The organism is Pseudomonas sp. FSL L8-0168, from assembly GCF_037976155.1.
GTDB classification, from domain to species: domain Bacteria; phylum Pseudomonadota; class Gammaproteobacteria; order Pseudomonadales; family Pseudomonadaceae; genus Aquipseudomonas; species Aquipseudomonas paracarnis.
Genome location: NZ_CP150262.1, coordinates 5,662,529 through 5,683,680, shown reverse-complemented (window position 1 = coordinate 5,683,680; position 21,152 = coordinate 5,662,529). Strand labels below are relative to the sequence as shown.

The 21,152-nt window shown below is 59.7% G+C and carries 21 protein-coding genes; 15 read left to right on the top strand and 6 right to left on the bottom strand.

Translation table 11 applies throughout. The features are described 5' to 3' along the window. Nucleotides 1-57: 57 nt before the first annotated feature. From rfbB to MHH62_RS26045, 7 genes are read left to right on the top strand one after another with little or no spacing between them, the layout of a single operon-like run. The gene (gene rfbB, locus MHH62_RS26075) at nucleotides 58-1,140 is read left to right on the top strand and encodes a dTDP-glucose 4,6-dehydratase (RefSeq protein WP_020302409.1); all 1,083 of its coding nucleotides are present in this window, start codon (nucleotides 58-60) and stop codon (nucleotides 1,138-1,140) included. Further along, the gene (gene rfbA / locus MHH62_RS26070) at nucleotides 1,137-2,012 is read left to right on the top strand and encodes a glucose-1-phosphate thymidylyltransferase RfbA (RefSeq protein WP_014716492.1); all 876 of its coding nucleotides are present in this window, start codon (nucleotides 1,137-1,139) and stop codon (nucleotides 2,010-2,012) included. The genes rfbB and rfbA overlap by 4 nt, the downstream gene beginning before the upstream one ends. After that, nucleotides 2,009-2,554, top strand: coding sequence for a dTDP-4-dehydrorhamnose 3,5-epimerase (gene rfbC / locus MHH62_RS26065; protein ID WP_103451978.1), 546 nt, complete (start codon nucleotides 2,009-2,011; stop codon nucleotides 2,552-2,554). The genes rfbA and rfbC overlap by 4 nt, the downstream gene beginning before the upstream one ends. After that, the gene (rfbD, locus tag MHH62_RS26060) at nucleotides 2,551-3,432 is read left to right on the top strand and encodes a dTDP-4-dehydrorhamnose reductase (protein ID WP_014716490.1); all 882 of its coding nucleotides are present in this window, start codon (nucleotides 2,551-2,553) and stop codon (nucleotides 3,430-3,432) included. Before rfbC ends, rfbD begins: the two co-directional genes overlap by 4 nt. Before the next feature lie 34 nt (nucleotides 3,433-3,466). Next, nucleotides 3,467-5,275, top strand: coding sequence for an ATP-binding protein (locus tag MHH62_RS26055; RefSeq protein WP_032901796.1), 1,809 nt, complete (start codon nucleotides 3,467-3,469; stop codon nucleotides 5,273-5,275). Next, nucleotides 5,272-6,657: a sigma-54 dependent transcriptional regulator gene (locus MHH62_RS26050; protein WP_020302411.1), complete on the top strand. Its 1,386-nt coding sequence runs from the start codon at nucleotides 5,272-5,274 to the stop codon at nucleotides 6,655-6,657. The genes MHH62_RS26055 and MHH62_RS26050 overlap by 4 nt, the downstream gene beginning before the upstream one ends. A 26-nt stretch (nucleotides 6,658-6,683) precedes the next feature. Next, on the top strand, nucleotides 6,684-7,139 hold the full coding sequence (locus MHH62_RS26045) for a YiiD C-terminal domain-containing protein (protein WP_103451983.1): 456 nt from the start codon (nucleotides 6,684-6,686) through the stop codon (nucleotides 7,137-7,139). Nucleotides 7,140-7,266: 127 nt separating this feature from the next. Here the strand turns inward: MHH62_RS26045 and cysQ are convergent, their stop codons facing one another. Beyond that, nucleotides 7,267-8,103 carry a 3'(2'),5'-bisphosphate nucleotidase CysQ gene (cysQ, locus tag MHH62_RS26040; protein ID WP_014716486.1) on the bottom strand — a complete coding sequence of 279 codons (837 nt, stop codon included), beginning with the start codon at nucleotides 8,101-8,103 and terminating at the stop codon, nucleotides 7,267-7,269. Next, the gene (nudE, locus tag MHH62_RS26035; protein WP_014716485.1) at nucleotides 8,100-8,666 is read right to left on the bottom strand and encodes an ADP compounds hydrolase NudE; all 567 of its coding nucleotides are present in this window, start codon (nucleotides 8,664-8,666) and stop codon (nucleotides 8,100-8,102) included. The genes cysQ and nudE overlap by 4 nt, the downstream gene beginning before the upstream one ends. 87 nt (nucleotides 8,667-8,753) lie before the next feature. On the opposite strand from nudE, the gene yrfG reads away from it, so the two are divergent. Then, nucleotides 8,754-9,416, top strand: coding sequence for a GMP/IMP nucleotidase (gene yrfG / locus MHH62_RS26030; protein ID WP_014716484.1), 663 nt, complete (start codon nucleotides 8,754-8,756; stop codon nucleotides 9,414-9,416). Between the two features lie 47 nt (nucleotides 9,417-9,463). On the opposite strand, the gene lysM is transcribed toward yrfG, so the two are convergent. Further along, nucleotides 9,464-9,904, bottom strand: a complete 441-nt coding sequence (gene lysM / locus MHH62_RS26025) for a peptidoglycan-binding protein LysM (protein WP_003187704.1) — start codon at nucleotides 9,902-9,904, stop codon at nucleotides 9,464-9,466. Nucleotides 9,905-10,146: 242 nt separating this feature from the next. On the opposite strand from lysM, the gene fdhD reads away from it, so the two are divergent. The 3 genes from fdhD to MHH62_RS26010 all read left to right on the top strand — a co-directional run bounded on the left by fdhD (nucleotide 10,147) and on the right by MHH62_RS26010 (nucleotide 14,163). Further along, complete coding sequence (gene fdhD / locus MHH62_RS26020; protein WP_003187702.1) at nucleotides 10,147-10,986, top strand: formate dehydrogenase accessory sulfurtransferase FdhD; 840 nt, start codon at nucleotides 10,147-10,149, stop codon at nucleotides 10,984-10,986. Then, nucleotides 10,983-13,331 carry an FdhF/YdeP family oxidoreductase gene (locus MHH62_RS26015; protein WP_014716483.1) on the top strand — a complete coding sequence of 783 codons (2,349 nt, stop codon included), beginning with the start codon at nucleotides 10,983-10,985 and terminating at the stop codon, nucleotides 13,329-13,331. The genes fdhD and MHH62_RS26015 overlap by 4 nt, the downstream gene beginning before the upstream one ends. A gap of 349 nt (nucleotides 13,332-13,680) precedes the next feature. Continuing rightward, on the top strand, nucleotides 13,681-14,163 hold the full coding sequence (locus tag MHH62_RS26010; RefSeq protein WP_014716482.1) for a YMGG-like glycine zipper-containing protein: 483 nt from the start codon (nucleotides 13,681-13,683) through the stop codon (nucleotides 14,161-14,163). Nucleotides 14,164-14,310: 147 nt separating this feature from the next. Here MHH62_RS26010 and MHH62_RS26005 read toward each other — a convergent pair whose 3' ends face one another. The 3 genes from MHH62_RS26005 to MHH62_RS25995 form a co-directional block, all read right to left on the bottom strand. Further along, nucleotides 14,311-14,742, bottom strand: coding sequence for a thioesterase family protein (locus MHH62_RS26005; RefSeq protein WP_032901795.1), 432 nt, complete (start codon nucleotides 14,740-14,742; stop codon nucleotides 14,311-14,313). A 12-nt stretch (nucleotides 14,743-14,754) separates the two neighbouring features. Further along, nucleotides 14,755-16,692 (bottom strand): RecQ family ATP-dependent DNA helicase, encoded by a 1,938-nt coding sequence (locus MHH62_RS26000; RefSeq protein ID WP_014716481.1) that lies wholly within the window; start codon nucleotides 16,690-16,692, stop codon nucleotides 14,755-14,757. 224 nt (nucleotides 16,693-16,916) lie between these two features. Beyond that, nucleotides 16,917-18,092, bottom strand: a complete 1,176-nt coding sequence (locus MHH62_RS25995; RefSeq protein ID WP_339232139.1) for a tetratricopeptide repeat protein — start codon at nucleotides 18,090-18,092, stop codon at nucleotides 16,917-16,919. Between the two features lie 175 nt (nucleotides 18,093-18,267). Here MHH62_RS25995 and MHH62_RS25990 point away from each other — a divergent pair, with 175 nt between their 5' ends. The 4 genes from MHH62_RS25990 to MHH62_RS25975 all read left to right on the top strand — a co-directional run bounded on the left by MHH62_RS25990 (nucleotide 18,268) and on the right by MHH62_RS25975 (nucleotide 21,142). Further along, the gene (locus MHH62_RS25990; RefSeq protein WP_020302417.1) at nucleotides 18,268-18,438 is read left to right on the top strand and encodes a YhfG family protein; all 171 of its coding nucleotides are present in this window, start codon (nucleotides 18,268-18,270) and stop codon (nucleotides 18,436-18,438) included. Further along, nucleotides 18,438-19,037, top strand: coding sequence for a putative adenosine monophosphate-protein transferase Fic (locus MHH62_RS25985; protein WP_339232138.1), 600 nt, complete (start codon nucleotides 18,438-18,440; stop codon nucleotides 19,035-19,037). Before MHH62_RS25990 ends, MHH62_RS25985 begins: the two co-directional genes overlap by 1 nt. Before the next feature lie 724 nt (nucleotides 19,038-19,761). Further along, nucleotides 19,762-20,118, top strand: a complete 357-nt coding sequence (locus MHH62_RS25980) for a DUF1493 family protein (RefSeq protein ID WP_339232136.1) — start codon at nucleotides 19,762-19,764, stop codon at nucleotides 20,116-20,118. 172 nt (nucleotides 20,119-20,290) lie between these two features. Continuing rightward, nucleotides 20,291-21,142 (top strand): EamA family transporter, encoded by an 852-nt coding sequence (locus tag MHH62_RS25975; protein WP_019819862.1) that lies wholly within the window; start codon nucleotides 20,291-20,293, stop codon nucleotides 21,140-21,142. Nucleotides 21,143-21,152 lie beyond the last annotated feature (10 nt).

The window sequence follows — 21,152 nt, the reverse complement described above, 5'->3', positions numbered from 1 at the left end:
CACAACTCAAGCTATGCTACTTTCGCCCAGTGTCCGTCTAAGGAAAAGGCCCTCGACATGCGCATTCTCATCACCGGCGGTGCCGGATTTATTGGCTCGGCCCTGATCCGGCACTTGATTCAACACACTGAGCATGAAGTGCTCAACCTGGACAAGCTGACTTACGCCGGCAACCTCGAGTCGCTGACCAGCATCGCGTCCAACAGCCGCTATGAGTTTGTCCAGGCCGATATCATCGACCAGGCCACCGTCAGCGCCGTGCTCGCACGCTTCCAACCCGATGCGATCATGCACCTGGCGGCCGAGTCCCATGTCGACCGCTCCATTGACGGTCCGTCGGATTTTATCCAGACCAACATCGTCGGCACCTACAGCCTGCTGGAAGCCACGCGCGCCTATTGGCAGAAGCTGGCAGAGCCGGCAAAAAGCGCGTTCCGTTTCCACCACATCTCCACTGATGAGGTGTATGGCGACCTGCATGGCGTGGACGACCTCTTCACCGAAACCACGCCTTACGCCCCCAGCTCGCCTTATTCCGCGAGCAAGGCGGCGTCCGACCACCTGGTACGCGCCTGGCAGCGCACCTATGGCCTGCCGGTGCTGTTGACCAACTGCTCGAACAATTACGGGCCGTTCCACTTCCCCGAAAAATTGATCCCGCTGGTGATTCTCAATGCCCTGGCGGGCAAGCCACTGCCGGTGTATGGCGATGGTCTGCAGGTGCGTGACTGGCTGTTCGTCGAGGATCACGCCCGTGCGCTGCTCACAGTGGTCACCACTGGGGTTGTGGGCGAAACCTACAATATTGGCGGCCACAACGAACAGAAGAACATCGACGTGGTACGCGGCATCTGCGCCCTGCTGGAAGAACTGGCGCCGCAACGCCCAGCCGGCGTGGAGAAATTCACTGACCTGATCACCTTCGTCAAGGATCGCCCAGGCCACGACCAACGCTATGCCATTGACGCCAGCAAAATCGAACGCGAACTGGGCTGGGTCCCGGAAGAAACCTTCGAGACCGGCCTGCGCAAAACCGTGCAGTGGTACCTCGATAACCTGGAATGGTGCCGCAGGGTCCAGGACGGCAGTTATCAAGGTGAACGACTGGGCAATACTGACGTGAAGGATTTGATCGCATGATGAAGGGAATTGTATTGGCCGGCGGTTCCGGCACCCGTTTGCATCCCATTACCCTGGGCGTGTCCAAACAGTTGTTGCCGGTATATGACAAGCCGATGATCTACTACCCGATCTCGGTACTGATGCTGGCGGGAATCAAGGACATCCTGGTGATCTCCACACCAGTGGACTTGCCCCAATACCAGAACCTGCTGGGCGATGGCAGCCAATTCGGCGTGCGCTTCACCTACGCGGAGCAGCCTTCGCCGGATGGCTTGGCCCAGGCGTTTATCATCGGCGAAGAGTTCATTGGCGATGACCCTGTGTGCTTGATCCTGGGGGACAATATCTTCCACGGCCAGCATTTCGGCGAGCAGCTGCGCACTGCGGCGGAACGCCCCTCAGGCGCTACCGTGTTCGGTTACTGGGTCAAAGACCCTGAGCGTTTCGGTGTAATTGACTTCGATAGTGAAGGCCGCGCCCTGTCCATCGAAGAAAAACCGGCTAAGCCTAAGTCCCACTACGCCGTGACCGGCCTGTACTTTTACGACAACGACGTGATCAAGATCGCCAAGGCGGTCAAGCCGTCGCCACGCGGCGAGTTGGAGATCACCGACGTCAACAATGCCTACCTCCAGCGTGGCGATCTGCACGTTGAACGCTTCGGTCGTGGTTTCGCCTGGCTCGACACCGGCACCCATGACAGCCTGTTGGAAGCCTCGACCTACGTTCAGACCATCGAGCACCGCCAGGGCTTGAAAGTGGCCTGCCTGGAAGAAATCGCCTACGAAAACGGCTGGATCGATCGTGACTATCTGCTGGAACGTGCCAAGTACTTTGGCAAGACCGGCTATGGTCAGTACTTGTACTCTCTCGCTGGGAATCCTAAATGAATGTGAACGCCACTGAACTGCCCGGTGTATTGATCATCGAGCCCAAGGTTTTTGGCGATGAACGTGGCTTTTTCTATGAAAGTTTCAACGCCCGGGATTTTGCTCAGGCCAGCGGTCTGGAACTGCAGTTTGTGCAGGACAACCACTCGCGCTCGCAAAAGGGCGTGCTGAGAGGCCTTCACTATCAGGTAGAACACGCCCAAGGAAAATTGGTGCGTGTGACCGCCGGAGAGGTACTGGACGTTGCGGTGGATATCCGCCGCAGCTCACCACATTTCGGCAAATGGGCCAGCGTGCGCCTATCGGCCGAAAATAACCGCCAGCTGTGGATTCCACCGGGCTTCGCCCACGGTTTTGTAGTACTCAGCGAATACGCAGAATTCCTCTACAAGACCACGGATTACTACACACCGTCTGCGGAGCGGTGCATTCGCTGGGACGATCCTGAACTGAGCATTGATTGGCAGTTGGCGGGCCCACCCACCTTGTCTGCCAAGGATCAAAACGGTAAAAACCTGAAAGACGCGGACCTGTTCCCGTGACAGCCTCCCTAAAAATCCTCATCACCGGCCAACACGGCCAAGTCTCCCAGGAGCTGCAACAGCGGCTCCAGGACCTGGGCGAACTCATCGTCCTGGGCCGCGACCAGCTTGACCTGGCAAACGCAGACCTTATCCGCCAACAAGTGCGCGCCCATCGCCCCGGCCTGATCATCAACGCGGCGGCCCACACCGCCGTCGATCTGGCCGAGAGCGAGCCGGACGCTGCGTTCGCCATCAATGCCATCGCCCCCCGCATCCTCGCCGAAGAGGCCAAGGCGTTGGGCATCCCGCTGATTCACTACTCGACCGACTACGTGTTCGACGGCACCAAACCTGCCCCGTACACCGAAAGCGACACGCCGAACCCATTGGGTGTCTACGGCCAGAGCAAGCTGGCGGGTGAGCAGGCGATTGCGGCTGTTGGCGGCCAGTACCTGATCTTGCGTACCAGCTGGGTCTATTCGGGCCATGGCAAGAATTTCCTGCTGACCATGCAACGCCTGCTGCAGGAAAAAGCGCAGATGCGCATCGTTGCCGACCAGATCGGTGCGCCGACCTGGGCCGGGACTATCGCCAACAGCACCCGCGTGCTGATCGAGCAGTGGCAGGCCGGTAAGGCAGGGGATTGGGGTGTTTACCACCTCACTGCCCAGGGTGAAACCTCGTGGTTCGGTTTTGCCGCGGCGATTGGCGAGCAACTGCGCGCCGAAGGAAAGGCCTGCGCCGAGCTGGAACCGATTCCTTCCAGCGCCTACCCGACCCCCGCCAAGCGCCCGCTGAACTCGCGCCTGGACTGCACGCGCCTGCAACAGCAATGGCACGTCAGCCAGCCACAATGGCAAGACGCATTGCACGAGTGTCTTGCACAGCAGCACTAGGCATAATGCGCCTGTACTCACAGGCGCGACTTCCATGACCCCACCCCTTGCGCGAAGACCCCGCTGGCGCAGCCTAGCCCTGCTGGCTCTGTGCCTGGCACCGCTGTTGTGGCCGCTGGAGCATTTGGCCGAGCGCTATTACCGCAGCGAACTGGCCGGGCAAAATCGCCAGACCCTCGACCTCTACGTCGCCAACTTGCTGGGCACCCTGCACCGCTACGAAATACTGCCGCAGATCCTCGGTGACTTACCGGCCCTGCGTACTGCATTGGACGCTCCTCATGTCAGCACCCACCTGGTCAGCGCCAACCAGTTGCTCAAGGATGTCGCCGCCCAGGCCGGGGTAGAGGTGATGTATCTGATGGACACCACCGGCAAGACCCTCGCCGCGTCCAACTGGGACAAACAAGACAGCTTTGTCGGGCGCAACTTTTCCTTCCGTCCGTATTTCAGCGAAGCCATGGCCGGGCGCCTCGGCCGGTTCTTCGGCCTGGGCACCACCTCGGCCAAGCGCGGCTACTTCTTCGCAGCAGCGGTACGTGACGGCGATACTATCATCGGGGTGCTGGTGGTGAAGGTCGACCTGGACCACACCGAAAGCCTGTGGGGCAATACCCCCGAACAACTGTTGGTCACCGACCACAACGGCGTGGTGATCCTCACTTCGCGCCCGCAATGGCGATTCCGCGCCACGCGGCCACTGACCGCCGAAGAACGCCAGGCCATCATTGCTATCCAGCCCTACCCCACCCGCGACCCGCAGCCACTGAGCCTCAGCAGCAGCGCTTGGCTGCGCCAATCCACAGCCATCGCAGAGACCGGCTGGAACGTGGAAATCCTCGCGCCGCGCTCGCTGATCAACCGCCCGGTGCGCACGGTCGTTGCCGTGGGCGGCGCCACGTTGTTGGTGCTGATGCTGTTGCTGGGGTTGCTGATGCAGCGCCGCCGGCACTACCTGGAACGCATCGCCTTCGAAGCCAAGGCCCGCCGCGAGTTGGAAATGCGCGTGGCCGAGCGTACCAGTGACCTGGAGGGCCTGAACCGGCGCCTGAAGCAGGAAGTGCTGGAGCGCGAACACGCCCAGCAAGAACTGGTGCGCGCTCAGGACGACTTGGTCCAGGCCGGTAAACTGTCGGCGCTGGGCACCATGTCGGCGAGTATCAGCCATGAACTGAATCAGCCACTGGCGGCGATTCGCAGCTATGCCGAAAACGCCGAAATCCTGCTCGACCATGAGCGCACCAACGATGCCCGTGGCAACCTCAAGCTGATCAGCGAATTGACCGGGCGCATGGCTTCGATTATCGCCCACCTACGCGCCTTCGCCCGTCGCGACCGGCATGCGCCGGAGAGCGTGGCTTTGCAACCGGCGCTGGACGACGCCCTGGCATTGCTGGCCAAGCGTCGGCGTTCGATGGAGGTGGAGTTGATCCGCGACCTGCCAGAGGCAACCCTGTGGGTGCAGGCTGGTGAAACCCGCCTGCGCCAGGTGCTGGGGAACCTGCTGGCCAATGCCTTGGACGCCCTCACCGAAAAAGGCCCGCCACGCAAACTCTGGCTGAGTGCCGAAACCACGCCCCATGGCGTCAACTTGTATATTCGCGACAACGGCCCGGGCTTTTGCATGGAAGCCCTGGGCCGCGCCAGCGAGCCGTTTTACACCACCAAGACGCGCACTCAGGGCCTGGGCCTGGGCCTGGCGATCTGCGACACGCTGATGCGCGCCTTTGGCGGCGAACTGTTGTTCGCCAACCACAAGGAAGGCGGCGCGCTGTTAACCTTGAAATTACGTGCCGGCTCGCCGGGCGTCAGTCTGCAACCGTCCGAGGACCGCAGTGTATGAGTATCGACAACTCGATTCAGGTGGTATTGATCGACGACGATCCACACCTGCGTCAGGCCCTGTGCCAGACCCTGGACCTGGCCGGCCTGAACGTCCTGCCCCTGGGAGAAGCCAACGGGCTCACCGCACGTCTGTCCCGAGACTGGCCGGGCGTGGTGGTCAGCGACATCCGCATGCCCGGCATGGACGGCCTGGAATTGTTGGCCGAACTGCACGGCCAGGACCCCGACCTGCCGGTGCTGCTGATCACCGGCCACGGCGACGTACCGCTGGCGGTGCAGGCCATGCGTGCTGGTGCCTATGACTTCCTGGAAAAGCCCTTCGCCAGCGACGCGCTGCTCGACAGCGTGCGCCGCGCCCTGGCCCTGCGCCGGCTGGTACTGGACAACCGCAGCCTGCGCCTGGCTCTCAGCGACCGCCAGCAACTCAGTACGCGCCTGGTAGGGCACTCGCCACAGATGTTGCGCCTGCGCGAGCAAATCGGTGCACTGGCCGCGACCAAGGCCGATGTGCTGATCCTCGGCGAAACCGGCGCTGGCAAGGAGGTCGTCGCCCGCGCCCTGCACGACCTCTCAAGCCGACGCAGCGGCCCGTTTGTGGCGATTAACGCCGGAGCACTGGCGGAATCGGTCGTGGAAAGCGAACTATTCGGCCATGAACCGGGCGCGTTTACCGGCGCGCAAAAGCGCCGTATCGGCAAGTTCGAGTTCGCTAATGGCGGCACGCTGTTCCTCGATGAAATCGAAAGCATGAGCCTGGATGTACAGGTCAAGTTGCTGCGCCTTTTACAGGAGCGCGTCGTGGAGCGCCTGGGTGGCAATCAGCTGATCCCGCTGGATATCCGCATTATCGCCGCCACCAAGGAAGACCTGCGCCAGGCCGCCGATCAGGGGCGTTTCCGTGCCGACTTGTATTACCGCCTCAATGTGGCGCCGCTGCGCATTCCCCCGCTACGGGAACGGGGTGAAGATGCGCTGATGCTGTTCCAGCACTTCGCCGACGAGGCCAGCAGCCGCCACGGCCTGCCCTTGCACGAACTGCAACCGGGCCAGCGCGCGCTGTTGCTGCGCCACAGCTGGCCGGGCAATGTGCGGGAACTGCAAAACGCCGCGGAGCGTTTCGCCCTCGGCCTGGAGTTGGCCCTGGATAACGCCCAGGACCATCCCGCCGCCGGCGTGCTGACCTCCACGCCCGGAGGCCTGAGCGAGCAAGTCGAACAGTTCGAAAAAAGCCTGATCGCCGCCGAACTGACCCGCCCCCACAGCTCCGTGCGCAGCCTCGCCGAAGCCCTGGGCGTGCCGCGCAAAACCTTGCACGACAAACTGCGCAAACACGGCCTGAACTTCGCCGACAGTGCCAGCCAGAGCGCCGATGACGAATGACATCGTCCACCTACGAAGAGGCCGCCATGAGCCGCGATAGCCGTTACCTGGAATCCATCCTTCACCATGACATCCCACTCACCCGGGAAATGGGCCTCAGGGTGCTCGACTGGCAACAGGACCAGCTGCAACTGCACCTGCCCCTGCAAGCCAATATCAACCACAAGAGCACCATGTTTGGCGGCAGCCTCTACTGCGGCGCCGTGCTGGCGGGTTGGGGTTGGCTGCACCTGAAGCTGCGTGAAGCCGGGATTGAAGACGGGCACATCGTGATTCAGGAAGGGCAGATCAGCTACCCGCTGCCGGTGACCCAGAACGCGACAGCCGTTTGCGCGGCGCCGGATGAAAAGACTTGGAAGCGCTTTGTGGCGACCTATCAGCGCTATGGGCGGGCGCGGTTGGCGCTGCAGACGTGGATTGTGAATGAAGGCAGTGCAGCGCGTGCCGTCGTCTTTACCGGCCAGTACGTCTTGCACCGCTAGCAGCCATTACATAAAACAAATGTGGGAGCTGGCTTGCCTGCGATAGCGGTGGATCAGCCAATACCTGTACGACTGACACTCCGCCATCGCGGGCAAGCCCGCTCCCACATTTTGCTCTGCAGTGATCTTAAGATCTGGCCAGGGTCAGCAGCCGATCACGCCAGGCGGCCTTGGCTGGCAATGCCAGAAAGAACGGGTTCAGCAGCGACTCCCGCGCCGGGTAGCTGAACGGCTTGCCATCCAACTCCAGCACTTCGCCCCCCGCCCCTTCCAATACACCCTGGGCCGCTGCGGTATCCCACTGCGAGGTCGGCGCCAAGCGCGGATAACAATCGGCACTGCCCTCGGCTAATAAGCAAAACTTCAACGAGCTGCCGATATTCGCCAGTTTCAACTCGCCCAAGCCCTCGCTCAAACCATCTAACAGACGCTCCTGCTCAGGGCTGGTATGACGACGGCTGGCCACCACGGTAAAGGCTTCGCCCGCAGCCCTGGCCTGGCGCACTTGAATCTGCTTGGGCGCGGCATTGACGTCCGAACGCCAAGCCCCCAGGCCCGCGCCGCCGAAGTAGCAACGGCCAGTGGTCGGTATCGACACCACGCCGAACACCACGCGGCCCTGTTCGATCAATGCAATATTGACGGTGAACTCTTCACTGCCAGAAATGAATTCCTTGGTGCCATCCAGAGGGTCCACCAACCACCAACGCTGCCAGCCGGCACGCACGCTCTGATCGATATCGGCGTCCTCTTCAGACAGTACTGGAATGCTTGGGTCCAGCGCGGTGAGGCCTGCGAGGATGAGATGGTGGGCAGCCAGGTCAGCAGCCGTCACGGGAGAATCATCCGCCTTGGACGTCACGGCTACCTCGGCACGCCAGTACGGCAGGATGGCTTCACCCGCCTGGCGCGCCAGTTCAATGACCGGGGCGATAAACGGGTGGCCTAAAAACAGTTCGCTCATGCGGTGAACGCTCCACGCTGGGTCAACAGGTCTCTCACCAGATACAGCGCCGCCAGGGCGCGACCTTCGCTGAATTGCTCGTTTTGCGCCAACGCCGACAGCTCACGCAGGTTGACCCGGTCTACCCGCATTGGTTCGGGCTCATCACCTTCAAGACGCTCTTCGTAGAGATCGGTAGCCAACACCACCTGGATCTTCTGGCTCATATAGCCGGGCGACAATGACAGCTCGGTGATGTGCTCCAACTGCCGTGCACCGTAGCCGGCCTCTTCCTTGAGTTCGCGGTCTGCCGCTGCAAGCACGTCTTCGCCGGGCTCGATCAGGCCTTTGGGCAACGACAATTCATATTCGTCAGTGCCGCCGCAGTATTCTTCCACCAGCACTGCATGATCTTCATCGATCATCGCCACAATCATCACGGCGCCATAGCCCGTGCCACGCCCGACAAGACGCTCATAGGTCCGCTCAACGCCATTGGAAAAGCGCAATTGCACTTCCTCCACGCGGAACAAACGGCTACTGGCGACTATTTCGCGGGCGAGGACAGTGGGTTTCTGGCGCATAAACGGCTCCTTGGCGTGATCGGGTTACTATACCGTGGCTTTTCCGATTGTCTGTGTCGGATATTTTTACTTACATGAGACCCCACCATGCCCTCTCTGCCCTGGCACGCCATCGACACCGTCCTGCTGGACATGGACGGCACCCTGCTCGACCTGCATTACGATAACCACTTCTGGATGGAGCACCTGCCCCAGCGCTACGCCGAACTGCACGGTGTGAGCCAGGCCATGGCGGAGATGGAGCTGCAACCGCTGTTTGAGCGTAACGCCGGACAGTTGCAATGGTATTGCCTGGATTTCTGGAGCGCCGAGCTCAAGATCCCGGTGCGCGAACTCAAGCTGGAAACCGCCCACCTGATCGCCCTGCGTCCGGATGCCGATACGTTCCTGGCGGCGATCAAACAGGCCGGCAAGCGCGTGATCATGATCACCAACGCTCATCGTGATTCGCTGTCATTGAAGTTGGAACGCATTGAACTGGCGCCGTATTTCGAGCGATTGATCAGCTCTCACGACTACGGTTTTCCCAAGGAAAACCCGCAATTCTGGCAAGCCTTGCAAGCGGATATCCACTTTGACCCGGCCCGTAGCCTGTTTATAGATGACACTTTGCCGATCCTGCGCAGCGCCCGGGATTTCGGGGTCGGTCATTTGCTGGCAGTGAAAGAGCCTGATAGCAAGAAAGGACCAAAGGACACCGCAGAATTTTTAGCAGTGGGGGATTATCGAGATCTCATTGCCGGACTTTGATCAAGTGTGGGAGGGAGCACGCCCCTTCCCACATTTTGCCCTGCGTATTACTCAGGGATGCGCAGTGTCTGGCCGGGGTAGATCTTGTCCGGGTGCGACAGCAGCGGCTTGTTAGCCTCGAAAATCTTGTTGTACTGGTTGGCATTACCGTACACCGCCAGGGAAATCGCGCTGAGGGTATCGCCCTTTTTCACTACGACGAAGCGAGCAGCGGTAACCGCAGGGCCAGTAACAGTGATCTGGTCATCCACACTTGCCACGCCGGCAATGTTACCCAGCGCCAACAGGATCTTCTCTTTCTCTTCCTGCGTGGCCACTTCACCGGTCACCGTGACCTTGTCGCCATCCACCGTGGTCTGCACGTTTGGATTACCCAGGCCCACCTTGCTCACATGCTCCTTCAACTGCTCACTCGCGTTCGCATTACCCGGCGTCAACAGGTCGACAATCTTTTCGCCGGCTTCTTTGATAAAGCTAAAAATACTCATGGTGCGCTCTCCTTGGGATTTAATTTCCAGATGCCCAAGACTAGACCAGTCCTGCCGACTTGGGTTCCAGACTGGCTAAAGACTCAAAAGTATCCAACTCACCCCTGCCTGGAATAAGCCCGACGCAAACGCCGGTGAACCTTGATCGACGCCCTCTATCAATAGATCAATACTGGCGATTAGACGTGACCCTTTGTCGCGCCTAGTCTAAACACTGATCAATCCGCCGGTGGTACTGCCCCATGAACGCCAAGCGCCCTCACTGCGCGGCGCCCGCTCTCGAATCGACCGCGCCCGTCGCTAGCCAGAGCTATCACTATTGCAATCTTGAACACACGGAAGTCGCCAGCACTGCGCTGGCCGAAGAAGTGGCGTTGGCGATTGCCTACAACGATATCAGCCAGGCGGTGATGCTGGTGACGCCTACGGACCTGGAAGACTTCATTGTAGGTTTCAGCCTCGGCAGCGGCATTATCACCGACGTTAACGACATTTATGACCTGAAAATCAGCGGTTCAGGCGCAGCCCAGTACGCTCAGGTACAGGTTTCCAGCCGTGCGTTCTGGAACCTCAAGCAGCAACGCCGCCAATTGGCAGGCACCAGCGGCTGCGGTCTATGTGGCGTGGAAGCGGTAGAACAAGCATTGCCCGACCTTCAGGTACTGCCCGGCGCGCCCTTGCCGCCGGCGCAGTGGCTCGACGGCCTGCGCCAGCGTATCAGCGCATTCCAACCCCTGGGCCAGCACAGCGGCGCCGTGCATGCGGCGGTATTTATGAACAGCCAGGGTGAATTGCTGATGGGTCGCGAAGACATCGGCCGGCATAACGCCCTGGATAAGTTGATTGGTGCGTTGATCCGCCAAAAGATTCCGACCGACGGCGGCCTGGCGATTGTTACCAGCCGCTGCAGCCTCGAATTGATTCAGAAAGTCTTGCGCGCGGGCATCCAGACCCTGGTCAGCCTGTCGTCGCCTACCGGCCTGGCCTTGCAATGGGCGCGCCGGCACAACCTCAACCTCATCCACCTGCCGCAAAAAAGCGCGCCACGGGTCTATAGCCCTGCGATGGAGCACCAGCCATGAGCCTTCACCACCAAGCCGACCAGACCCCAACCCCACGCTACAAGCCCTATAAAGGCCCAGCCGGTGGCTGGGGCGCTCTGATCAGTGTGGCGCAAGCCTGGCTGACCAGTGACAACGCCCTGAAAAACCTGCGCATGATGCTCAAGACCAATCAGAACGGCGGCTTCGACTGCCCGGGCTGCGCCTGGGGCGACTCGCCGGAAAGCGGCATGGTCAAGTTCTGCGAAAACGGCGCCAAGGCGGTCAACTGGGAAGCCACCAAGCGCCGCGTCGATGCGGCCTTCTTCGCCAAGCACAGCGTCACGGCGTTGCTGGAGCAAAGCGACTACTGGCTGGAGTACCAGGGCCGCCTGACGGAGCCAATGCGCTATGACGCCGAGACCGATCGCTACCTGCCCATCAGTTGGGATGCCGCGTTCGACCTGATCGGCAAGCACCTCAACGCGCTGCCCAGCCCGAACATGGCCGAGTTCTACACCTCGGGCCGCGCCAGCAACGAAGCCGCCTACCTGTACCAGTTGTTCGTACGCGCCTTTGGCACCAACAACTTCCCGGACTGCTCGAACATGTGCCACGAAGCCAGCGGCGTAGCCCTGGCGCAGAGTGTCGGCGTGGGCAAAGGCACTGTGACCTTTGATGACTTCGAACATGCCGATGCCATTTTCGTCTGGGGCCAGAACCCCGGCACCAACCACCCACGCATGCTCGAGCCGCTACGCGAAGCGGTGAAACGCGGCGCTCAGGTGGTGTGTATCAACCCGCTGAAAGAGCGCGGCCTGGAGCGCTTCCAGCACCCGCAACATCCGCTGGAAATGCTCACCAACGGCGACAAGCCGACCAACACCGCCTACTTCCGCCCGGCGCTGGGTGGCGATATGGCTATCTTGCGTGGCATGGCCAAGTTCCTGCTGCTGTGGGAACGCCAAGCCCTGGCCGAAGGCAAGGAAGCGGTGTTCGACCACGACTTCCTCAACGAGCACACTGCCAACGTCCTGGAATACCTGGGTCAGATCGACGACACCTCGTGGGAGGAGATCGTCGAGCAGTCCGGCCTGACCCTGGTGGAGATCGAGCAAGCGGCACGCATGTACGCCAAAGGCAAGAATGTAATCATGTGCTGGGCGATGGGGATTACCCAGCACCGCCACTCGGTGCCGACTATCCAGGAAATCGCCAACCTGATGCTGCTGCGCGGCAATATCGGCCGCCCAGGTGCCGGGCTGTGCCCGGTGCGTGGCCACAGTAACGTACAGGGCGACCGCACCATGGGCATCAACGAACGCCCACCGGTGGCGTTTCTGGACGCGCTGGAGCGTCGTTTCCAGTTCCAGGTGCCGCGCGACAATGGCCATAACGTGGTGGAAGCAATTCACGCCATGCTTGAAGGCCGCTCCAAAGTCTTTATCGGCCTGGGCGGCAACTTTGCCCAAGCCACGCCAGACAGCACGCGCACCTTTGAAGCGCTGCGAAATTGCGACCTGACCGTGCAGATCAGCACCAAGCTCAACCGCAGCCACCTGATGCACGGTAAAGATGCGTTGATCTTGCCGTGCCTGGGCCGCACCGACATAGACATCCAGGCCGACGGCCCGCAAGCGGTGACGGTGGAAGACTCGTTCAGCATGGTCCACGGCTCCAACGGCCAACTGCAACCGCTGTCGAAACTGATGAAGTCCGAGCCGGCGATCCTGGCGGGCATTGCTGCCGCCACCCTGGGCAGCAAGCCCGTGGATTGGAACTGGCTAGTGGCCGACTACGGGCGCATCCGCGACCTGATCGCCGACACCATCCCAGGCTTCAAGGACTTCAACGAAAAGATCAAACATCCAGGCGGCTTCTATCTGGGCAACTCCGCCGGCGCACGCCGCTGGAACACCCCCTCAGGTCGCGCCAACTTCCGCCCCAACATCTTGCCCAAAGACCTGATCCATGAGCGCACCCACGCCACGGGCCGAGTGCCGGACCTGATCATGCAGTCAATGCGCTCCCATGATCAGTACAACACCACCATCTACGGCCTGGACGACCGTTATCGCGGGGTCAAAGGCCAACGTGACGTGCTGTTCGTCAACGAAGCCGACATCATCCGCCTGGGCTTCAAGCCGGGGCAGAAGGCAGACATCGTGTCGCTGTGGGAAGACGGTCGTGAGCGCCGCGTGAAGGGCTTTACGTTGCTGGCATTTGATATTCCGGCGGGGCAGGCGGCGGCTTACTACCCCGAAGTGAACCCGTTGGTGCCGTTGGAAAGCACTGGCGACGGTAGCCATACGCCAACGTCCAAGTTTGTTGCGATTCGCTTGGAAGCGGCGAGTGACAGTGGGTTGATCATGGCGCGCTCGGCCTGACTCGATCCGAGATATGTGTTGCTTGAACTAACGCTTTCGCGGGCAAGCCCGCTCCCACACTGGGATGGGTTCACCATTGAGACTGTGTGGACCGATCTGATGTGGGAGCGGGCTTGCCCGCGAAGAGGCCAGCACAAGCACCACACATTCGGCAGGCACAAAAAAAGGCCGCTTTTGCATAAAAGCGGCCGTTCCGAAGTAGCTAAAGACCCGTAAAAACGACTTAAGTTCCCCATACAAAACAGTAACTTAGCAAATTGTATACAACCTCTGCCGCCGGTCGGATTTCGATTGTCAGCGCCTCGATACAACCTCAGGATCGCGCCGTCATCCCTTGAGGTTTCCCTGAATGAAGTTCTCCTCGATTCTCTTGTTGTCCCTTGGCCTGGTCAGTGGCGCAGCCATGGCAGGCGGCACCACCGAAGCCGGTGTAGGCGGCGCATTGGGTGGGGTTCTAGGTTCCGTTGTCGGCCAGCAGCTGGGCGGCAACACCGGTTCGACCATCGGCGCGGCCCTCGGCGGCGCAGGCGGTAGTGCAGTCGGCGCCGACAAACGCAGCCGTGGCGAAGCCGCCATTGGTGGCGCATTGGGCGCAGCCGGCGGTAACGTCGTGGGCCGCAGCGTCGGCGGCAGCACCGGCGCACTGATCGGCTCCGCGGCCGGCGGTGGCGCGGGCGGCGCGCTAGGCAACTACATGGGTAACGAAAGTGATCGCGACAACCGCCATTACCGCGATCGCGACCGTGACGATCGTCGCTACTACCGCGATGGCCACCCAGGTCGCGGCCATGCCTATGGGCATCGCAAGAACAAGCATCGTTATCGCGACTGATAAACCCGCGCTCTGACGAACACATCCGATGTGGGAGCCGGGCTTGCCCGCGATAGCAGTGAATCAGGTTTTAGACGTACTGCCTGATACTGCGCCATCGCGGGCAAGCCCGGCTCCTACATTTGGGATGCTTTGCTTATAGGTGCGTCAAACCAGCAGCCGCTGCATCGCTTCGCGCAACATTCCCGGAATCGGCACTGGCTGGTTCGAGGCTCGGTCCACAAACACATGGACAAAGCGCCCCGCCGCACACGCCTCCTGCTCGCCCGCCTTGAATACTGCCAGCTCATACTGCACCGAACTATTGCCCAGCTTGCCTACCCGCAGGCCGATTTCAATGCGCTCGGGAAAAACGATCGAGGCGAAGTAATCGCAGGCCGAACTCACCACAAACCCCACCACCTCACCGTCATGAATATCCAGCCCGCCCTGTTCGATCAGGTAGGTATTAACGGCTGTGTCGAAGAAGCTGTAGTAGGTGACGTTATTCACATGGCCGTAGGCATCGTTGTCGTGCCAACGCGTGGTGATCGGTTGGAAGTGGCGGTAGTCGTCGCGCACAGGCGTTGAGTCAGGCATCGGCAAGTCTCATCAAAGTTGATCCAATTGAGCATGGGCCCAGTCGCGCACCTCGGCGTAGGGGTAGTCTTCCAGCGCAGCAAAACCGGGAATGCCCCGCGCCTTCAACTTGGTAAACAACGGTACGCTGATACCGCCAAGGAAACGCGTCAAACGCTCCGCATTCGGCAAGTGCCCCGTGTGCTCATGATGCCTGTGGATAAAATCACCGCACAGCCCCATGAAGTTTTTATCCACAAGCGGCGGCAGGCTCGGCGGCGCCGGCAGATGGGCGACCTGGCCGTGGCATACCGAACAATGCCCGCAACGCTGGGGTGCATTATCATCACCAAAGTAGTGCGCCAGACGCTGCCCCAGGCAGTGGTCGGTGGCGAACAGGTCGAGCATGGCGTGAATCCGCGCGACCTCCGTCACCTCATGCTGCTTGAAGCCTGTGTATAACTCGGCGCTTAACGCGTGCGGGTCGAAATGGGTGTCGAGCAAACTGTAGACCTCAGTCATCTGCTTGCTTTCGAGCTCGATCAGGCCCTGCTCCTGAAAATAATCCAGTGCCTTCACCACCCGGCTACGCTCGGCATTGTGCTGTTGATAAAGCGCATCGAAATCGACCGTCGCCCACGTTTTAGCGCGCTTGCACACCTGGATGATCGCCGCGACAAACTGCTGCCGCTCGCCGGAAAAACGCGCCAGCAAGGCTTCGGGTTCGATCAGGTATTTGAAACGGTATTCCGCATAAAACGCATAGCGCGGCGCGATCACGCCCTTGAGCTCCAACTGCACCAGGAGCGTCTTGAGCGGCAGCTCGCGAATATTGCTGTGGTCCGACAGCGACCTGAGCAGGAACTCCCACTGCCCTTCACTACGCGCGGACTGCAACTCCTCCAATACGCGAAAAATGCCGTCCTGCTCCGGCGTATCACCGTACACGAAGTTTTCCAGCACATTGAGGCTGTCGCGGTTGGCCAACACCAGGCAATCCGACGGCTGCCCGTCACGCCCTGCGCGGCCGATTTCCTGGCTGTAGTTCTCGATGGACTTGGGCAGGTCGAAGTGCACGACATTGCGGATGTCACTCTTGTCGATGCCCATGCCAAACGCGATAGTTGCGACAATGCAATTGGAACGCCCGCCCATGAAACGCTGCTGGATACCTTCGCGTTTTTCATGGGGCAGCCCCGCGTGATAAGCCTCGGCCTGAATACCGTGGCGGTTCAGATGCTCGGCAATCTGCTCGGCGGTTTTCTGCAAGGTGACGTAGACGATACTCGGCTGGTTGGCCCGCGCTTTCATCCACTCCACCAGCCTGCGGCGTTTGTCATGGCCGCTGACGGGTTCCACCAGCAGGTTGAGGTTGGGCCGATAGAAGCCCGTGGTCACTACATCTTCGGCAGCAATGGCGAACTTGGCCTGCATGTCAGCGATCACCTTGGGCGTGGCCGTGGCCGTCAGCAACAGCGCCTGAGGGATGTTGAACTGGCGCTGGTAGTCCGGCAGCTTCAAATAATCCGGGCGGAAGTTGTGGCCCCATTCGGAGATACAGTGCGCCTCGTCTACCACCAGCAACGAGATCTGCACGCTGTTCAGGAAATTACGGAAACGCTCGTTCTTCAAACGCTCCACGGAAATCATCAGAATTTTGAGCTCCCCCGACCGCGCACGGGCCATTACATCATTGGCCTCATCACGGCTCTGGGCCGAGTCGATACTGCCCGCCGAAATGCCATGGCGCTGCAGGAAACCCAATTGGTCCTGCATCAACGCCAGCAAAGGCGACACCACCAACGTCAGGTGCGGCAGCAACACGGCCGACAACTGGTAACACAAGGATTTGCCCGAGCCCGTAGGGAAAATGGCGGCGGCAGATCGCCCAGCCAGCACGGCGCTGACCGTCTCTTCCTGGCCCAAGCGAAAGTGTGGGTAACCAAAGACCTGCTGGAGGGTGTCGTGCATAAGGCTGTCACTCCATTGACCGCTGAGTTGGCTCAAAAACATAGCCCGGGAATCCCAGCGAATCGAGAAAGGTCGCAAGGAAAAAAGAGACAGGATGATACACAGGGGGAGGGATGGCTCAGGGCCGAAGTGGGACTTTTCTGAGAACGTAACAGGAAGCAGCAGATACAAATGTGGGAGCTGGCAAGCCCTCCCCCACATTTCACAACCGAGCTACAGCTGAATCAGCGGTTCTGCACCCGCTCGATCGCCGTGTCATACACCGGGTTGGCCTTTTGCTCCTTGGCCAACTGGTAATGACGCAACGCATCCGGGAACTGGCCGGCCGCTTCATAGATGCGTGCAATGTTGTAGTAGGCACCGGCACGCACGGTCGCGGCATTGGTACCGGTCGCCAGGGCGATAGCCTTGCGGTTGGCCCAGATCGACTCCGCAGTATTGCCGGCTTTCTGATACGCCAGGCCAAGGTTGCCGTAAGCCTTGCCGAAGCTGTTATCCAGCTCGATGGCTTGACGGAAGAAGTCGATGGCCTGGTCCAGGTTACCGCCCTGGTAGGCCGCTTCGCCCTTGAGGTTCAGCTTCTTCGCATCGGCCTGTACCGACGAGCTCACTGTCACGGCGGTGACGGCCACGCTGTCGTCCAGCAAAGGCTTGACCTCGTTGAGTACATCTTCGGCGCCAACTCTCACGCCGGTGAAGGTGTTGATGTCCTGGAAGTCGCCACTGCCGGTCATGCGGAACACTGTCCACAGGTTGCCCGTGCGGTTCTGCGGCACATAGTAAGTGCGTACCAGGGATTGCCCCATGTACACGAACACCTTGGCCTCACTGTTGGACAATTCGCTGGAAGTGGGAGAGCCGCTGTTGGAATAGTCGTGCACGGCATAGACGTAGCTTTCGCCGTAATGCTTTTTCTGCAGGGTGATGGTTTCCGGGCCATAGCTGTCGGTGTCATCCACGTCCAGTTCGGCGTCGGTGCCCTTTTTATTGTTGAAGAAGATGTTATTGCCGGGGAAGATCATATGGGAGTCGAGGTCACGTGGAGCCTTGCCCCAGGTCAACACCACACGCAGGCCGTCGAGATTTTCCATCACCGGGCTGACGGCATAGGTCATGCCTTTGCACGGGCACTTCACCACCAGGTTGGAATAGCCAGGCTTCTTGATGATCAGCAGGTTGCTGGCATCATCAGCCGCCTCGCTGGTCAGCGTTACCTGGCCTTGTGCGTTGGTACGGCCCACCACGTTCTGCGCGCCATTACGTTGCAGCAGCACTTCGGCATCGGCGATTTTCTGGTCCTTGACCACCGCGCTGAGCACTTCAATCGGCAACTGCTCGGCCTGGGCAGAAAACGCCACCGCACACAAAGATATCGCCGAGGCGACACGAAGCAAACCCATGCTTAACTCCCTTTAAGTAGTGGGCGGAATCGCCCTGCAAGATTTTGCGGTGAAACATACGCTGAATTGAGCTCGCAGGCAGATTTTTTATACAAGTTGTGACGGGCGTTTTATCCCGCCTACCGAGCTACGCATTGCGCTACAATCAAGCCTTGCTTTCCAAGAGGACGCAGCGATGAGCGAACTGACGTTTGAGCAAAAACAGGATCACTATCACAAGATCCGGCGTTCCAATTACTTGGCCAGCCTGCGCCTGGAAGGGTTCGATACCCAACCGACCGACGTCGAAAAACCCCTGCCGACACGCGAAGCCGTCCTTGCCAAGTACCGCAACACCTCTAGCTGATGCTCGACAAATACGGGGTGGGCCAGGACCCATACTGCTACCCCGGTAGCAGTACTCTGCGCAACCGCCTCGATTTGCTCGATGAAGAACGCCTGCACCAGGCCGAGCGGGAATTATCCGAAATCGCCGTAGCCAACCTTCCACTCTTTCCGCCGCCCTACGACCTTGATCGCCTGCAACACATTCACCGCATCCTGTTCGGTGACATTTATGACTGGGCCGGCGAACTGCGCAGCGTCAACATCCAGAAAGGCGACACGCTGTTTTGCACCCCGGAGCGTATTCCACCGGAAGCGGCAAAAATCGTCCGGCATATGCAAGACGCCAATTGGTATGTCGGTGCGAGTCAGGCTGACCTTGTGCGTCAAATAGCTGAAGCTTATGGCGACCTGAATGTCATTCATCCCTTCCGCGAGGGAAATGGACGGGCGCAGCGGATCCTGTTTGAACAGATCATCGTGAATGCGGGGTTTTCGGTGAATTGGTGGTTGGTAAAACATGCGGCCTGGATACTCGCGAATATTGATGCGGTGGCGTGTGACTATCGGGGATTGGAAGCGATTTTTGAGCGGTGTATCGGTAGGCCTCTCAGTGCCTGATCGAACTTCGAACGCCTAAACCATCTGTTTGGCTCGAAAAAAAACTCACTTTTAAGGTTCGGCTCGTCGCTGCCAATTCAGCGACCGAACAGCCACCCCGCAGCTAAACCTGTAGGAGCAAGCTCGCTCCTACAAAAAGCCTTAGGGCAAACCCGGCGCCCACATTTGCTCGGTTCAGCCAGCAAAATCGGTATCACGTCATAAATGCAGGAAGGCATTGTAAGAAACCAAAAAACGGCGCGTCGTCCGTTTCCCAAACTGCTTCAAACAGTGTCTTGCCCCTCTACAGAAAAGCCCTTTGCCTGGACGACACTAGCCCCCTCTCCCAACGCGCTCGGCATAATTTTGTGACCATCGAAAGGACTCAACACATCAGCCACTATGGCATCACCTTCACGATGATTCGCCTTGGTACTGGCAAACCGGGATTGCCAGCGTGGCTGGTGCGATGAACGAGTACATTCAGTGGATCAATTTGCTGCTCTTCTTAATACTGGCCGCTGTAATTGATAGAACAATAAGGTTGCCCCTACTCAGAAAATGGCTCGGGCTCTGCCTATTGATAACCGGTCCAATACTTCTGTTGTATGCCACGTCTTGGATCATAGGGGCACAGCTTGAAAGTCTGCCGATAGTCGCCTTTGTGACAGGCATCGGGTTGCTGAGCACCCCGAATATCTATTGCAGGGTAAACAACACTCACCCTTTGATGATTGGTCCCACCATGAACCTGTCTCCCAACTTCCCCGAAGGTCCCGTCATGCAGCAGCTCCTGCAATTGCTGCATGAAGAAATCGGCTTGCCAAAACACAAGACCATTGGCTTGCACACCTCACTGAACTTCGACCTCGGGTGCGATGGTGCTGAGGCCAAGCAATTCATGGAGGCGCTGGAGCAGGATTTTGGTGTCGACCTGGGCGACTACGACGCTTATCGTTACTTCCAGCCGCCGGTGTTCGACGTGTTCCTGAAGCGTCGCGCCAAAGGCCGTGGTGACACGATCCCGTTGACCATCGGCATGCTCTACCTGGCGATCAAGACCCACCGCTGGGACACGCAGACGCTGGAAAACCTGAGCTGATCTGAGCAACACTGAGCACAAAATGGGGGAGCGGGCTTGCTCGCGAATACGGCGTGTCAGCCAATATTTGCGTTACTGATACATTGCATTCGCGGGCAAGCCCGCTCCCACAGTGGATATGCGCTCATCTGACGAGCCGTATAAATAACAAGGACCTTACATGGACGTGACAATGGGCCTGCTGGCCGCTCTGCTCTGGGGTGGCACGGACTTTCTGGTGGGCCTCAACGCCCGCGCCGTTGGCGTTAAACGCGCGGTGTATTTCGGCCAAGCTCTCGGTTTTTTGATCATGACCTTCCTGCTGGTCATTTTCCCGGCCTTCCTTTTCAAATCCCTTGATGCACCGTTAAGCGTTTGGCTCCTGGGCGTCGCCGCCGCTCTGCTGACGGTGTCCGGCGCCCTTGCGCTGTCCAAAGCCTTTGCCTTGGGCAAAGCAGCCATCGTCGCGCCGCTGGTGACGTCCTATGGAGTGGTGACCACCCTGCTCTCCTGGGCCAGCGGTGAACACATCAGCCTGATACAACTGGGCTGCATCGCCCTGTGCGTGATCGGCGTTGTGCTGTCCAGCGTTCACAAGGACAACGGTACGCCTCACAACAACCCGCGCCTGTCCATTGCCTACGCCATGTTCGCCGCAACCTTGTACGGCACCAGTTTCTGGCTGCAAGGCCGCTACACACTGCCAGCGCTGGGGCCAATCACCATGTTGTGGCTGGGTTACCTGGTAGGCCTGTGCGTGCTGGTGGTAATGGTGCTGAAGATCAAGGATGGCCTGAAGATCCCGCCACTGAAAAACTGCGCGACGTTGACCGGAGCGAGCTTGATGAACCTCGGCGGTTTCTCGGCGTTTTCGTGGGGCGCAATGGCCGGCTCGGTGTCGGTGGTGACGGTGATCAGTACACTCTCTGGAGGGATCGCGGCGATCCTGGGGTTTGTATTTTTCAAGGAGCGGTTGTCAGCGGTGCAGGTGGCAGGCGTCGTACTGGTGCTGGTCGGTGCAGTGGTACTGCACATGGCCGACTAATCGTTCGCAC

Excerpts from the sequence above, each read along its gene's own strand:
- nudE (WP_014716485.1), bottom strand. The coding sequence starts at position 8,666 with ATGCGCCAGAAACCCACTGTCCTCGCCCGCGAAATAGTCGCCAGTAGC.
- MHH62_RS25980 (WP_339232136.1), top strand. The coding sequence starts at position 19,762 with ATGAACCTGTCTCCCAACTTCCCCGAAGGTCCCGTCATGCAGCAGCTC.
- MHH62_RS25995 (WP_339232139.1), bottom strand. The coding sequence starts at position 18,092 with ATGGGTTTGCTTCGTGTCGCCTCGGCGATATCTTTGTGTGCGGTGGCG.
- MHH62_RS25985 (WP_339232138.1), top strand. The coding sequence starts at position 18,438 with ATGCTCGACAAATACGGGGTGGGCCAGGACCCATACTGCTACCCCGGT.
- MHH62_RS26045 (WP_103451983.1), top strand. The coding sequence starts at position 6,684 with ATGAGCCGCGATAGCCGTTACCTGGAATCCATCCTTCACCATGACATC.
- yrfG (WP_014716484.1), top strand. The coding sequence starts at position 8,754 with ATGCCCTCTCTGCCCTGGCACGCCATCGACACCGTCCTGCTGGACATG.
- MHH62_RS26050 (WP_020302411.1), top strand. The coding sequence starts at position 5,272 with ATGAGTATCGACAACTCGATTCAGGTGGTATTGATCGACGACGATCCA.
- MHH62_RS25990 (WP_020302417.1), top strand. The coding sequence starts at position 18,268 with ATGAGCGAACTGACGTTTGAGCAAAAACAGGATCACTATCACAAGATC.
- MHH62_RS26015 (WP_014716483.1), top strand. The coding sequence starts at position 10,983 with ATGAGCCTTCACCACCAAGCCGACCAGACCCCAACCCCACGCTACAAG.
- MHH62_RS26055 (WP_032901796.1), top strand. The coding sequence starts at position 3,467 with ATGACCCCACCCCTTGCGCGAAGACCCCGCTGGCGCAGCCTAGCCCTG.
- MHH62_RS25975 (WP_019819862.1), top strand. The coding sequence starts at position 20,291 with ATGGGCCTGCTGGCCGCTCTGCTCTGGGGTGGCACGGACTTTCTGGTG.
- rfbB (WP_020302409.1), top strand. The coding sequence starts at position 58 with ATGCGCATTCTCATCACCGGCGGTGCCGGATTTATTGGCTCGGCCCTG.
- rfbC (WP_103451978.1), top strand. The coding sequence starts at position 2,009 with ATGAATGTGAACGCCACTGAACTGCCCGGTGTATTGATCATCGAGCCC.
- rfbA (WP_014716492.1), top strand. The coding sequence starts at position 1,137 with ATGATGAAGGGAATTGTATTGGCCGGCGGTTCCGGCACCCGTTTGCAT.
- cysQ (WP_014716486.1), bottom strand. The coding sequence starts at position 8,103 with ATGAGCGAACTGTTTTTAGGCCACCCGTTTATCGCCCCGGTCATTGAA.
- MHH62_RS26010 (WP_014716482.1), top strand. The coding sequence starts at position 13,681 with ATGAAGTTCTCCTCGATTCTCTTGTTGTCCCTTGGCCTGGTCAGTGGC.
- MHH62_RS26000 (WP_014716481.1), bottom strand. The coding sequence starts at position 16,692 with ATGCACGACACCCTCCAGCAGGTCTTTGGTTACCCACACTTTCGCTTG.
- MHH62_RS26005 (WP_032901795.1), bottom strand. The coding sequence starts at position 14,742 with ATGCCTGACTCAACGCCTGTGCGCGACGACTACCGCCACTTCCAACCG.
- fdhD (WP_003187702.1), top strand. The coding sequence starts at position 10,147 with ATGAACGCCAAGCGCCCTCACTGCGCGGCGCCCGCTCTCGAATCGACC.
- lysM (WP_003187704.1), bottom strand. The coding sequence starts at position 9,904 with ATGAGTATTTTTAGCTTTATCAAAGAAGCCGGCGAAAAGATTGTCGAC.